Raw genomic sequence first — 13,469 nt, 5'->3', positions numbered from 1 at the left:
GCGGTGGTGGCGGTGGACTGAGGGAGAGCCCCGCCGATGCCTCGCCCGCCCGTCGACCGCCGATCTTCGGCGGACCAACGCCCGGTGCTCGCACGCCGGGCCGCGGCGCGGCGAGTTGGGCCGGCCGATCGGTGCCCGCACACGCGGCGCCCTTCGGCCGGTTCCCATGCGCGAGGAGGGCCCTTCAGGCGATGTCCTCGAGGGCCTGCCTGTACCGCTCGAGCACGGCGGCCCGGGTGATCAGGCCCAGCGGCCGGCGATTGCCCGCGACGTCTGGAGGCCCGACGAGCGCGAGGCTTGACACGTCGTCGGCGGCGAAGCGATCGAGCACGACGTCGAGCGTGTCGCCGATGTGGATGACCGGCAAGTCGTCGCGCATCAGCTCGGCGACGAGCAGCAGCGGGATGGCCTCGCGGTCGATCAACGCGGTCCGCATGTCGTGGCCCGTGACCATGCCGATGTAGCCGCCATCCTGGCCCACGACAATGAAGTCGGGCACCCGCTGCTGGGCGTGCATGGTGATGAGCTTGCTGAGCGGATCGCTGGCGTACACCGGCTCGCCGGGCAGAGCGGCAACCGGCACGCTGGCGACGGAGATCTTGCGGAGGATCGCCAGATCGCCCGTGCGGCCGACCCGCAGCCCCGCCTTTCGGAGCGGATAGGTGTAGATGCTGTCGCGGTCGAAGGCCTGCGCGATCAGGGTGGCGATGACGGCCGCCAGCATGATCGGCAGCAGCACGTAGACGTCGCGGGTCAGCTCGAAGAGGATCAGGATGGCCGTCAGCGGGCCGTGCGTGGAGCCCGCGACGACCGCCGCCATGCCCACCAGGGCGTAGGCCGCGGGGCTGCTGTTCTCGGGCAGCAGGCCGACGTGGAAGAGCGCCGTGCCCAGCGCCGCGCCGGTGGCCGCCCCGAGGAACAGGCTGGGCGCGAACACGCCGCCCGAGCCACCGCTCGAGAGCGTCAGGCTGGTCGCCATCGCCTTGAAGAGCACCAGCAGCGCGATGAGCCAGAAGGCCCGAGAGGGTCCCTCGCCCGGCGCGAGCGAGCCGTCGTAGCACCCCGGGTCCAGCAGGCTGCGGATCGTCTCGTAGCCGTTGCCGAAGAAGCTGGGCACCTCCATCGGCGTGCCGCCGGCCCGGGACATCAGCACCCACGCGATGCCCAGCCCGCCCAGCAGCATGGCGCCGGACATGGGCTTGAGCAGCCAGTGGATCGGCAGGCGGTCGTAGATGGCCTCGCAGGCGTGCAGCATGCGGTTGAAGCCCACCGCCACCATGCCGCAGAGGACGCCGAGCAGGATGTAGCTGGGGATCTCGAACGCGGTGAACTGGACGTCGCGGGATTGCAGCTCGGCCACGCTGAAGATGGCCTCGTTCTCGCCCGTGAAGGCGTGCGTCACCGCGGCGCTGAACACCGCGGCGACGATGATGGGCGTGAAGGTCCGCAGCGAGAAGTCCCGCAGCAGGATCTCGAGGGCGAAGAAGACGCCGGCGATGGGCGCGTTGAAGATGCCCGCGATGCCCGCGGCCGCCCCGCAGCCCAGCAGCGTGCCCATCTGCTCCTTATTGAGCCGCAGCCAGCCCCCCACGACCGAGCCCGCGGTCGCCCCGATCTGCACGATGGGCCCCTCGGTGCCCGCCGACCCGCCGCTGGCGACCGTTGCGATGCTGGCGGCCACCTTGGTGAGCCCGACGCGGGCGGGGATGCGGCCGCCCTTCTCGATCAGGGCGCGGATGACCTGCGGCACGCCGTGGCCCTTGGCCTCGGCCGCGAAGGCCCGCACCAGCACGCCGGTGATGGTCATCCCGATCAAGGGCATGAGCCAGAGCAGCCCCAGCGGCAGGGCGACCTGGGCCTCGTGCACCCAGTGCTCGGCCAGGTGCAGCGCCTCGGCGAAGCCCAGCGTGCCGAAGCCCGTCAGCGTGCCGACGGCGGCGCCCAAGGCGACCATGTACCAGTCCCGCCGCAGGCGGAGCCGCGTGGCGATGGAGCCGGCGATCTGGGCGTAGCGGCGACGCATCGGGATCGGCAGGATAGCCAGAGGTTCCGTCCGCTTCGCTGCGCAAGCCGGCGTGCTCCGCGTCGGCGCCGACGGCCCGTACACTGCGGCTCGCCCAGAGACGGAGAACGCATGCCCTACGCCATCGACGAGACCCACGACCCGAGCCTGGAGAGCTGGGTCGAGAGCGCGAATGACCCGGGGACGGACTTTCCGATCCAGAATCTGCCGCTGTGCGCGTTCTCACCGGATCTTCGAGAAGACGATGGTTCCGTGGGTGTGCACGTCGGAGTACCCATCGGCGACCATTTTCTGTCGCTCACCGGCTGTCATCTCGCTGGATTGACCAAGGAATGGGAGCACGAGCACGACATCGACGGATTCGACGTATTCAACTCGGTCGATCTGCACGGACTAGCCGAGGCTTCCCCAGTCGCTCGACGAGCGCTTCGTAACGCTATGGTGCGCTGGCTTCGTGCCGGATCGCCGGACCACGCGGCAGTCGAACCACATGTGTGGGCCGCGGAGTCGGTGCAGATGTACTCGACGTTCACCACGGTGCCGAACTACACCGACTTCTACGCCTCCCTCTACCACGCAACAAGCGTCGGCAGCATGTTCCGCCCCGACAACCCGCTGCTGCCCAACTACAAGCACATCCCCATCGGCTACCACGGCCGGGCGTCGAGCATCATCGCCAGCGGCACCGACGTGCGCCGGCCCGTCGGCCAGCAGGCGCCGGCCGAGGACGGCGGGTCTCCCGCCTTCGGCCCCTGCAAGCTGCTGGACTACGAGCTGGAGATGGGCGTGGTCGTCGGCCGCGGCAACGCGCTGGGCGAGGCCATCTCGATCGAACAGGCCGAGGAGCACATGCTCGGGCTGTGCTTGGTCAACGATTGGTCCGCGCGCGACCTGCAGAAGTGGGAGTACCAGCCGCTGGGCCCCTTCTTGGCCAAGAGCTTCGCGACCAGCGTGAGCCCGTACATCGTGACGATGGAAGCGCTCGCGCCCTTCCGCACGCCGGCCTTCTCCAGACAGGCTGGCGATCCGCAGCCGCTGCCCTACCTCACCAGCGAGGCAAACACGTCGGCCGGCGGCTTCGACATCACGCTGGAGGTGTACCTCGCCTCCGAGCAGATGCGGCAGAAGAAGATGGATCCCGTCAAGCTGAGCACGGGCAACTTCCGCGACATGTACTGGACCCTCGCCCAGATGCTCGCCCACCACAGCTCCAACGGCTGCAACATGCAGCCCGGCGACCTGCTGGCCAGCGGCACCGTCTCGGGCAAGACGCGCGACAGCCGCGGCTGCCTGCTCGAGCTGACCTGGAACGGCGACGCGTTCGCCGATCCGCCGAAGCTCGTCCCCGGTACCGATCGCACGCCCATCACCCTGCCCACCGGCGAAGAACGCAAGTTCCTGGCCGACGGCGACGAGGTCATCATCAAGGGCTACTGCCAGCGAGAGGGCTTCCGCCGCATCGGTTTCGGCGAGTGCCGCGGCGTGATCACGCCGGCGCGGAGCCTGTGAGGGAGGCTTGATGAACGAGCGACGCACCCAGCTCCCCAACCCGCGGCTGCAACCCCGCTTCGGCGGCATCTGCACGTTCGGTCGGTATCCCAGGCTCGAGGACGTCGAGTCCGAGGCTCGGCCGATCGACTGGCTGGTCTACGGCGTGCCGTACGACTCGGGCGTGACCTACCGGCCGGGCACTCGCTTCGGCCCTCGGGCGATCCGGGCGGAGTCGCAGTACCTCAAGCACTACTCGATGCCGCACGACGTGGACGTGCCGGAGGTGCTGTCGCTCGCGGACGCCGGCGATGCGCCCGTCGAGCCCTACGACTGCAGGGGCACCCTCGATGCCGTGGCCGGGTTTGCACGCGCCTTGCCCGACCCGACGCATACGAAGCTGCTGGCCATCGGCGGGGATCACTCCATCGCCTACGCCAACATGCGGGCGACCTTCGAGCGGCGCGGGGGCGAGGCGCTAGCGGCCGTCCACTTCGATACCCACCTCGACACGGTCGACGCGGTCTGGGGCGAGCGATGGGGGCACGCCTCGCCGTTCGTCCGGGCGATCGAGGATGGGTTGATCGATCCGAAGCGGATGATCTCGATCGGCATCAAGGGGCCGCTGAACAGCAAGGACGACCTGGCCTACGCCCGCGACCACGGCATCACGATCGTGAGCCAGGACGACCTCGATGCGGGCGAGGGCGAGGCGGCCATCCGCGGCTTCCTGGATCGCACCGCGGGCTCGGCGACGTACGCCACCTTCGATGTGGATTGCATCGATCCCGCCTACGCACCGGGCACGGGGACGCCCTGCCCGGGCGGACTCACGCCGCGCGAGGCATTCGCGCTGCTGCGGCGGATGCGGGGGGCATCGATCGTCGGGGCCGACATCGTCGAGGTCCTGCCCGAGCGCGACCCCGGTGGCTACACGGCGCTGCTGGCGGCCCACGTGGCCTTCGAGATCCTGTGCCTCGATGCGGCGCAGCGCGGTCCCGCGGAGTAGCCAATTCCTCGGGACGTTCCGGGTCGGCCTTGCTATCCTCCTTGCCTGCAGATCGATCGCTGTGGCCCCGTCGTCTAGTGGTTTAGGACTCCGCCCTTTCACGGCGGCAACACGGGTTCGAATCCCGTCGGGGTCACTTGCCTTTGAACGCTTCCGCGGGCGTAGCTCAATGGTAGAGCGTCAGCCTTCCAAGCTGAATGTTGCGCGTTCGAGTCGCGTCGCCCGCTTTCGTCCCACCCCGCATGACCGTGCACGCTGAGCCTGGTACGACGCTACGAAGTGTCATACACCGCCAGGTGCGGCTCGGGCATATCGCCCTCGAGGCCGATGGCCATGCGAGCATCGGGCCAGTGCAATTCCAGGCAGCGGTCGGCGGTGCGGTAGGTCGCCGTGTAGAGGGTGCCCGAGCCGCGTTCGTAGCCGGTGCGGTGCAGCGGCGGCTCGAGCAGGGCCCGCTGCAGCTCGTGCAGCGACGGGTTCGCATCCAGGCACGCCCGCAGGTGCGCGAGCCGCTCGGCCGTCTTCGAGAACGCCGCGTAGCGGGGCCACTCAATCCTGCCCTGGTGGTTGGTCGAGGCGGGCAGGTGGTCGATCTTCGGTAGGCGGTCCGGGGCGGCGTACACCGTCGCGTGGTGCGCTTGGGCATCGATGATGAGGAACGTATAGGTCATCGCACACGGCACCCGCCGCATCGCGTCGACCGCCTCATCGGTTGTGGATGCGACCTGGAGGGCGTAACGCACGAGCATGGAGGCGGCGAATCCATCGCCGTGCGCCGGTCGGCCGCCGAAGGCCAGCGCGATCGCCACGCCGTGCTCGTTGATGCCGTCGAGGGCGCCCACGAGGCAATCGGTCATGGCGAGCGTGCGTGTGCCGCCCCAGTTGGCGCGGAGCACGAGGCCATCGGAGAGCTGCGGCGCGTGGTCGTAGTTGCGGACGAGCGCCGCGTCCCCATCGCCGATCCAGACCGCCTGCGAGCAGCCCCGGACCATCGGCGGCGGCGCATAGAGCGTCAGGAGCCGCAGGACCTCGGCCTCTGTGCCGAAGGCGTCGCGCTGGTGCTCCAGCACGGGTTCCATCTCGGGCATGCAGCCGAGGTAGGCCTCGCGCGATCGGCGGGCCGACGGCGTGCGGCCGCTGCGAGCGATCCACGAGCGGTAGGACGGCCAGTACGCATAGAACACGTCGCGCACCTCGTCGCGGTGCTCGGCCTCATCGAGCGCGCGGAAGAGCAAGCGGGGCCGCGTGTCGGCCGGCGGGTTCACAGGAGCTTGAAGCCCGTGGGCTCGGGCTGCTCGGCGGGGGCGACGCCCTCGCCGCCGTACATGCCCCGCAGGCCGGCGATCCACTGGCGGGCGCGGCGGGTGAGCTTGAAGTCGTCGTCCATGAAGCGGCCCGGGCTGACGAGGATGCCCAGGTCCGCGCCCTCGTAGCGGTAGTCGCCCACGCCGGCAATCCGCAGGTAGAACGCCCGGTTCTCGTACTGCACAGTGCGGCGGTGCGTCTGCATGCGGACGTACCGCATCTGGCCGCGACCGTCGAGCTCGTAGATGCCCGAGGGCGGGGCCTGGGTGATCTGGTCGACCGTGTCGTCGGTGCTCTTGAGCACCAGCTGGCTCCAGCTATCGATGTTGTCCGGATCGGCCCAGCGTTCGTTCAGCTCCTCGACGTCCAGCTCGTAGTCGATGCCCATCCACTCGAGCAGGTGGAAGAGGAACAGCGGCGCGTCGGCGTGCGCAAAGGCCGCCAGGTTGGTCATGCTGCTGGCGCCTGTGATCCGCGGGTTGCACTCGCCCAGGTAGACGCGGCCCGTGTCGAGGTCGGTCAGGAAGTCCAGCTCGAAGTAGCCGCGATAACCCATCTCGCGGAGCTGGTCGCCGAAGGCCGCCGCCGCCCGCCTCGCGTTGCGGCGGATGCGGCGGTCAAAGGCATCCGCGAACACCTCGTTGCCGCACCAGCCACCCTTGTAGGGCGTCAGCTCAGAGAAGCCGACGAGCTCGGTCATCAGCGGGCCCACGATGGTACCGTGCCGTGTGACGCACGCCTCGAGGGCGCTGCCGCGGCAGCGGATCCGCTTCATGATCTTGACCTCGGGGGCCGAGACGATGTCGGCCTCGTGCTTCGCGAAGTCCTTCTCGCTGGACACGAAGAAGGTCGTGTGCCCCGAGTCGCCGTAGGCGGTCTGGATCACGAGATCGTCGCCCAGCCGCCCGGCAGCCTTGCGAAGATGCTCGTAGCTGCGGACCTTCGCGAGCTTGTTGGGCACGCTGTACACGCGGGCCTTGTTGCCGATGCGGGTGGTCTCCATCTTGTCGTCGACGGCGTTCCGCAGCGATGCGGACGGGAAGCACACCTCGACACCGAGCTCTGCGCAGAGCTTCTCGGTCGTCTCGTCGAACATCAGGAACACGGCCTTGCCGTTGCTCTTGGATTCGCTACCTCGATCACGGATCAGTTTCTTGACGGCCGGGTGCCGCAGCAGGTAGTTGTTGATGTCCTCGATGGACTCGAAGGGTTCGTGCGGCCGCTCGGGCGGCACGAAGACGTTGGGATGCTGCCCGTCGAAGCAATCGATGTAGCAGATGAAGGTAAAGTTGCGGATCCATTCGTCCATGCCGAGCAGGTTGAAGTTGGTCGCGCTGATGAAGTAGATCGGCTCGTCGTTGCGGTGGAAGAAGCGGCGGATCTCCGAGATGCCACGCAGCGTCTTGGGCTTCCGCCGCGTCGCCCGGTTGGACCGCAGCGGCTTGGCCTTGGCCACCGCGGCGTGGCGCTCCTCGGTCGACGCGGCGTCGGTCGGTGCGTCGATCGTGCTCGTCTGGCTCATGGCGGACGGTCCTTTCGGCTAGGCACCCTGCGCGATCGGGGCCTCCCGCTCGCGGGCGCGGTCCAGCGCATCCTCCACGAATACGCGCAGGCCGTACGTTGGGTGGTAGCCGTGGATCTCCTTGACGTCCAGCGCCAGCAGGTACTCCACGATCTCCGCGCTGAGCACCTGCCCGGGGACCAGGATCGGAAAGCCCGGCGGATAGGGCGTGACGAATGCTGCCGAGACCAGCTCCTCACCCGAGCCGATGCGGCTCCAGAGCGCCCGGTCGAGCGGCGTCCACTGGATGTTGGCGCCATCGCTGGCCAGGAAGTATGCCCGCCGCAGGTCGCCCTCGGGCGAATCGGGCGAGCCGAAGGCCTCGTGGAACCGGCTGAAGTTGGGCAGCGCGGGCCCCTGGCACAGCGAATCGACCCGCGCACTGTGGATGCTCAGGCCCGCGGCGCTCTCGGTCGACAGCCGATCCTCGAACTCCCGCGAGAGCGCCGCCAGCGTCTCGACGAGATAGGCGATGTCGCCCCTCGTTGTTCCGATGTTGGGCATGAACAGCGCGGTGTTGCGGGAGGTCTTGTTGATCTGGATGTCGAAGCGATCCATGAGCAGGTGCCGCATGGTGTCCCCGTCGACCCCGGTCGCCGATACATCGAGGGTCACCCGCGTCGGATCGAGCGTGAACTCGTCCATCCGCCACGCCCGGTCCATCCGCCCCCACCCCTGCTCGGGGTCGAAGTAGAACTCCAGCCCCGAGGGCCGGCGGTCGGCGGGGATCATGTCGGCCGGCCGCAGCACGCGGAAGAACCGCTGGATGTCGGGATGCTCGCTGACGCGCTTGCGGAGCGTCATGGCCAGGTCGACCGTCCGCTCGACGAGCTCGTAGCCCTCCATCTCGACCTGGCGGCGGCCGACGTCGAGTGAGGCGATGATCTGGTAGTTAGGCGACGTCGACGTGTGCGTCATGAACGCCTCGTGGAACGACTCGCCGACACGCTGCTCGAAGTCCTCGTCGTAGACGTGGATCATCGAGCCCTGCCGCAGCGAGGTCAGCGTCTTGTGCGTCGACTGGGTGGCGTAGACCCGCACCCGAACGCGATCCGGGTCGGGCATCGGCTCACCGTTTGCGTCGATGGGATCGCCCGATGCGCTCGCACGGCGGTAGGCCTCGGCGTACTCGTCGCTGCGGAATTCCCGCCGCAGCGTGCGGGCGCCGGCCATCGCGGTGCGGCCACGGAGGGTGTCGCTGAACCGGGCGTAGGCGAACCAGGCCTCGTCCCACAGGAACACCATGTCGGGCTTGATCGCCAGCACCCGGCGCATCACTCGCTCGGGGTCGTAAGTCAGCCCGTCGAAGGTGCAATTGGTGAGCAGCAGCATCTTGACGCGATCGAGCTTGCCCGCATCCCGCAGCTGGATCAGCCGCTGCTCGATCTCCTCGAGCGGCACCGCACCGTACATGCTGTACCGCTGCAGCGGATAGGAATCGAGGTAGACGGGCATCGCGCCGTTGAGCACGAAGGCGTAGTGGTGGCTCTTGTGGCAATCGCGGTCGACCAGCACGATGTCGCCGGGATTGATCAGCGCCTGCAGCACGATCTTGTTGGCCGTCGACGTGCCGTTGGTCACGAAGAAGGTCTGCCGGGCGCCAAAGGCCCGCGCCGCCATGTCCTGGGCACGCTTGATGGGCCCGCGGGGCTGCAGCAGCGAATCGAGCCCGCCGCTGGTCGCGCTGGTCTCGGCCAGGAACAGGTTCTGCCCGTAGAACTCGTAGAAGTCCTTGGCCCAGTGCGAATTGGCCATCGACTTGCCGCGTGCGATGGGCAGCGCGTGGAACACGCCGGTGGGCTTGGCGCTGTACTTCCGCAGCGCATCGAAGAACGGCGTGCCGTAACGCTCCTGCACGCCCCGCAGCACGCTGAGGTGCTGCTCCATGTAGTTCTCCAGGCGGTAGAACGTCCGCCGGAAGTTGGCCCCGAGGCTGCCGGCGACGTCCTCCAGCGGCGTGTCGGTGACGAGGTACAGGTCGAGCTCGGGGCGGAGCGTCTTGAGCACCCTGGCCAGCTGCACGCTCCGCTGCACGCCGTGGCACACCGGTACGCCCTCGGCCGCCAAGCGGTCCAGGTAGCGTTTGAGCGCGGGGTGGTGGTTCTGGGTCTGCATCGCGTAGTTGTACCGAAGGAACGCGACCTGGATGGTCGGGTTGAAGAGGGCGGCGATCACCGCGTCCTCGAAGCTCGGCACGGTGACGACGTCGTAGACGAAGGGGTCGCTCTCCCGCCGGCAGGCCAGCAGGCCGTCGCGGAGCTCGTCATGGTCGTAGGCATCGATGCCGTCGACGATGAGCACCTCGAAGTACAGCATGTCCGCCGGCCCGCCGCGGGAGTCGCGGGCCACGTGCCGGCCGTCCGGCGACGACCAGCGAGACGCGTGGGCGGCGTGGGCGTAGCGGCCGAACGCCTCGGAGGGATCATCCTGCGTTGATCCGCCCCGGGCCCGGTAGGTGTCGCCGATGAGTTGTCGGCTGAGCGAGGCGACCGTGCTCGCCAGCTCCCCGAAGGAGCGGGTGGCGAACAGCTGCGACAGCCGCGCCATGTACGACGGGCCCGGGAAGGCCCAGTAGGGCTCCAGATGCGCCAGCACGTCCAGCCGCTGGGCGACGGTGGCGACGACCTGCTCGTGCTCGGGATCGAGCGTGCCATCGAGCAGTCGCGTGCAGGCGACCTGCAGCTCATTCCAGGTGTCGCTCCGCAGCTGGAAGGCGCTGTACTGGCGGCCCGTAGCGATGCTCACGGCGTCACCGCGCCGCCGGGTGTCGGGGTCGCGGCGGGGCCGACGCCGTGGGACGGAGCCGCGTCGGCGTGGACCGGCGGCTCGAGCGCGGTGGCCTCCTTGCCCGTGCCGGGCGGGCGGGTGGTGTCGCCCATGGCCTGGACGCCGGGATCCTCCGCGGGCGGAGGTACGCTGGCGTCGGCGTGCGGATGGTTCTGGCCGAAGGCGATGCCCGCGCGGCTGCCGCGGGCCATCATCTCCAGCGAGCCGAGCGTGTCGAGGTAGCCGCCGTCCCGCCAGTCCTTCTGATAGACGCCGAACTCCACATGCCGATCGCGGAAGCTCTTGAGCGGCTGGCCCAGCCCCTTGAGCCCCACCTCGCGGCTGCGACGCACGCGATCCAGGTCGATCTCGATGGGCAGCAGTTCCTCGTGGCTGCCGGCCTGGTAGAGCACGTCGCCCGAGGGCGCGCACAGGATCGATCGGCCGTTGCCGCCGTCGCCCACGCCGTTGATGTCCACGACGAAGCACTGGTTCATGGCCGCCGTCGCCCGCACGATCGACAGCTCCACGTCGCGGTCGATCGTCGGCGTCAGCGTGGGGTGCAGGATGACCTCGGCCCCCATCGCCGCCAGCGTGCGGCTGGTCTCGGGGAACCACATGTCGTAGCAGATGCTCAGGCCGAAGCGGCCGATCTCGGGCACGTCGAACACGCAGAACTCGGTGCCCGATTGCACGCCCGCCTCGTAGGGCAGGAAGGGGAACATCTTGCGGTACCGTGCCACGACCTCGCCGGCGGGGTTGATCACCGGCGCCGTGTTGTAGATGCCCGCGTCGGTCTGCTCGTAGAGCGAGCCGGGCACGAGCCAGACCTCGTGCCGAGCGGCGAGCCGGCGGTACGCATCCTCGACCTCGCTGGGTAGCGGCATGGCGTGGCCGGTCCAGCCGCCGAAGGTCGCCAGCTCGCTGACCAGCACCATCTGCACCCACGGGTACAGGTGCATGACCATCTCGATGCGATCGGTGATGTGCGCGAGGTTCGAGCGACGGCCCGAGACTTCCAGCTGCAACCCGGCGATGGCGAACGGACGCATGCGTTCCTTCCGAGGGAGATTCCGAGGCCCAAGAAGCACGGCTACCGGCATCGGCCGGCGAGCCCGGGCATCTTAAGCGCTTGCGGCCGCCGGCCGGCCCGACTCGCGGGATGCGGCGATGCACGACTCCGCCGCTCCGACCAGCACGCCCAGCGCCCGGCCGAGCTGCTCGTCGGTGATCACCAGCGGCGCGAGCACGCGGATGCAGTTGCCGTCCACGCCGGCGGCGATGACCAGCACCCCCTCGGCCCGGCAACGGTCGATGATCGACTTGACCAGCCGCCCGGCCGGCCGGTGCGGATCGCCGCCCTCATGGAACTCGACGGCCATCATCGAGCCCAGGCCCCGCACGTCGGTCACCTCGTCGAATCGGTCGCGGAGGCCCTCGAAGGCGTCGCGGATCTGGTGGCCGATGGCCGTCGAGCGGGCGTTGAGATCCAGCTCCTCCATCCGGCGGATCGTCGCGAGCGCCGCGGCGCAGGCGACCGGGTTGCCGCCGTAGGTGCCCCCCAGCGTGCCCGGAGCGACGCGGTCCATCACGCTGGCCTTGCCGATGACGCACGAGATGGGCATGCCTCCGCCCATGGCCTTGGCCCAGGGCGAGAGGTCGGGCTTGACGCCGAAGTGGTCGTAGCCCGCCCACCTCCCGGTGCGGCAGAAGCCCGCCTGCACCTCGTCGAGGATCAGCACGATGCCGTGCTCGTCGCAGATCTGCCGCAGCTCGTGCAGGTAGGCCGCCGGCGCGACGCGGAAGCCGCCCTCGCCCTGCACCACCTCGATGATGATCGCCGCCACTTGGTCGGCGTGGATCGTGTCCTGGAAGGACCGCCGCAGCCGCCGCAGCTCCCGCTCGGCGACGGCATCCTCCAAGAGATCCTCGCCCGGCAGCGGCGCGGGGAAGGGCAGCCGGTAGACCTCCGGCGCGTACGGCCCGCAGTGCTGCTTGAGGCCGACCTTGCTCGTCAGCGTGGCGGCCAGCAGCGTCCGCCCGTGGAAGGCGCCGGTGTAGCAGATGACCGCCTGCCGGCCGGTCGCCTGCCGCGCGATCTTGATCGAGTTCTCGACCGCCTCGGCCCCGGTGTTGACGAGCATGGCCTTGGTCGAGTCGCCCGGCTGCTCGTGGTGCGGGAACAGCTCGACGAGCTTCTCGCAGAGGGCGACGTAGGGCTCGTAGGTCGCCACGTGGATGCAGGCGTGCTGCAGCGCGCCGGCCTGGGCCCGGATGGCCTCGACGACGGCCGGGTCGCTATGGCCGACGTTCATCACGCCGATGCCGCTGGCCAGGTCGATGAACTCGCGGCCGTCGGCGTCGGTGATGATCGCCCCGGCGGCCGAGGCGGCGGTCATCGGGCTGAGCATGCCCACGCCGGGACACACCACGGCCTGGCGGCGGGCGACGAGCGACTCCGAGTTGGTGGGCATGGCTTCCTCCGTGATGCGTGGAAGATTGTAGAAGGGCGGGCCTCGGCACCCGACGGGCCGGCCTCAACCGAGCCGCGTGCGTGAGCACGCGGACCCACGCCCGGACAATGGGAGTGCGGAGCGGGCAATGGGGAGTGGGCAATGGGGAGTGGGCAATGGGGCGGAGGGGGAGAAAGTCAGGGAGGCGGCACCCGGGGTTCGGCACGCGGCAGAGGCCGACCGCCGCCCGATGATCGAACGCGACCGAGCCGCCCGGCGGACCGGGCGCCTTGGTCGCGTTTGGCCATTGCGCGATCGGGGGGTAAGCCGTCGCGCGGTCCCGCTAGCCCTTCAGCGTCGGCCACCGCTCGAACATCGCCGCCACTGCGTCGTCGATGTCGGCCTTGACCGCGTCGGCGTTCACCACGCCCTCGGCCATGCCCCGCCACACCAGGTCGCCCGTGCGGGCGTCGACGAACTCGATGACCAGCTCGCCCTCCTGGTAGGCGTAGACGTAGCTGCCCTCGCCCCAGTTGAAGCGGTCCCAGTTGACGAACTCGACCACCTGGTCGTCGACGGCGACGAAGGCACGGCCCAGCAGGTCGGGCTCGGGCCCGGTGCGGTAGCCGCGGTCGCCCAGCTCTCGGGTGACGGCGGCGACGACCCACTCGCTGACCTCGGCGGGCACGCCGGGCGGCGCGGCCACGCCGGCTTCCGCCGCTCCCAGCGTGCGGGCGGATCGCAGCGCATCGGCGTCGAGCGTCTCGGCCCGCACCGAGGGCCCCGAACTGCAGCCCGCCAGCAGGACGGCGGCCGATGCGGCCACGGCGGCAGCGGCAATCACGCGGAATGTCGTCGGCATGG

The 13,469-nt window shown here is 69.5% G+C and carries 9 protein-coding genes and 2 tRNA genes; 4 read left to right on the top strand and 7 right to left on the bottom strand.

Annotated features, from left to right (window positions below):
* Nucleotides 1-184: 184 nt before the first annotated feature.
* Nucleotides 185-2,023, bottom strand: a complete 1,839-nt coding sequence (locus AAFX79_01590) for a chloride channel protein (protein ID MEO1007238.1) — start codon at nucleotides 2,021-2,023, stop codon at nucleotides 185-187.
* Between the two features lie 111 nt (nucleotides 2,024-2,134).
* Between AAFX79_01590 and fahA the strand changes: the two genes are divergently transcribed.
* From fahA to AAFX79_01570, 4 genes are all read left to right on the top strand, one after another.
* Nucleotides 2,135-3,532 (top strand): fumarylacetoacetase, encoded by a 1,398-nt coding sequence (gene fahA, locus AAFX79_01585; protein MEO1007237.1) that lies wholly within the window; start codon nucleotides 2,135-2,137, stop codon nucleotides 3,530-3,532.
* A gap of 10 nt (nucleotides 3,533-3,542) precedes the next feature.
* The gene (speB, locus tag AAFX79_01580; GenBank protein ID MEO1007236.1) at nucleotides 3,543-4,520 is read left to right on the top strand and encodes an agmatinase; all 978 of its coding nucleotides are present in this window, start codon (nucleotides 3,543-3,545) and stop codon (nucleotides 4,518-4,520) included.
* A 63-nt stretch (nucleotides 4,521-4,583) separates the two neighbouring features.
* Nucleotides 4,584-4,656 (top strand) — tRNA-Glu (locus tag AAFX79_01575).
* 19 nt (nucleotides 4,657-4,675) lie between these two features.
* Nucleotides 4,676-4,747: transfer RNA gene (locus AAFX79_01570), tRNA-Gly, on the top strand.
* A 45-nt stretch (nucleotides 4,748-4,792) separates the two neighbouring features.
* On the opposite strand, the gene AAFX79_01565 is transcribed toward AAFX79_01570, so the two are convergent.
* From AAFX79_01565 to AAFX79_01540, 6 genes are all read right to left on the bottom strand, one after another.
* Complete coding sequence (locus AAFX79_01565; GenBank protein ID MEO1007235.1) at nucleotides 4,793-5,785, bottom strand: C45 family peptidase; 993 nt, start codon at nucleotides 5,783-5,785, stop codon at nucleotides 4,793-4,795.
* On the bottom strand, nucleotides 5,782-7,347 hold the full coding sequence (locus AAFX79_01560) for a biotin carboxylase (protein ID MEO1007234.1): 1,566 nt from the start codon (nucleotides 7,345-7,347) through the stop codon (nucleotides 5,782-5,784). Before AAFX79_01560 ends, AAFX79_01565 begins: the two co-directional genes overlap by 4 nt.
* Before the next feature lie 18 nt (nucleotides 7,348-7,365).
* Nucleotides 7,366-10,131 (bottom strand): aminotransferase class I/II-fold pyridoxal phosphate-dependent enzyme, encoded by a 2,766-nt coding sequence (locus AAFX79_01555; GenBank protein ID MEO1007233.1) that lies wholly within the window; start codon nucleotides 10,129-10,131, stop codon nucleotides 7,366-7,368.
* Nucleotides 10,128-11,204, bottom strand: a complete 1,077-nt coding sequence (locus tag AAFX79_01550) for a carbon-nitrogen hydrolase family protein (GenBank protein ID MEO1007232.1) — start codon at nucleotides 11,202-11,204, stop codon at nucleotides 10,128-10,130. The genes AAFX79_01555 and AAFX79_01550 overlap by 4 nt, the downstream gene beginning before the upstream one ends.
* A gap of 72 nt (nucleotides 11,205-11,276) precedes the next feature.
* Nucleotides 11,277-12,626, bottom strand: coding sequence for an aspartate aminotransferase family protein (locus AAFX79_01545; GenBank protein ID MEO1007231.1), 1,350 nt, complete (start codon nucleotides 12,624-12,626; stop codon nucleotides 11,277-11,279).
* 322 nt (nucleotides 12,627-12,948) lie between these two features.
* Entirely contained in the window at nucleotides 12,949-13,467 is a 519-nt protein-coding gene (locus AAFX79_01540; GenBank protein MEO1007230.1) for a DUF4136 domain-containing protein, read from the bottom strand.
* Nucleotides 13,468-13,469: the final 2 nt, after the last annotated feature.

It is taken from the genome of Planctomycetota bacterium, assembly GCA_039819165.1.
In the GTDB taxonomy this organism is placed as follows: Bacteria; Planctomycetota; Phycisphaerae; order Phycisphaerales; family UBA1924; genus JAHCJI01.
Note: the sequence above shows the minus strand (reverse complement) of the source record. Positions and strands in the feature narration are given on the sequence as shown.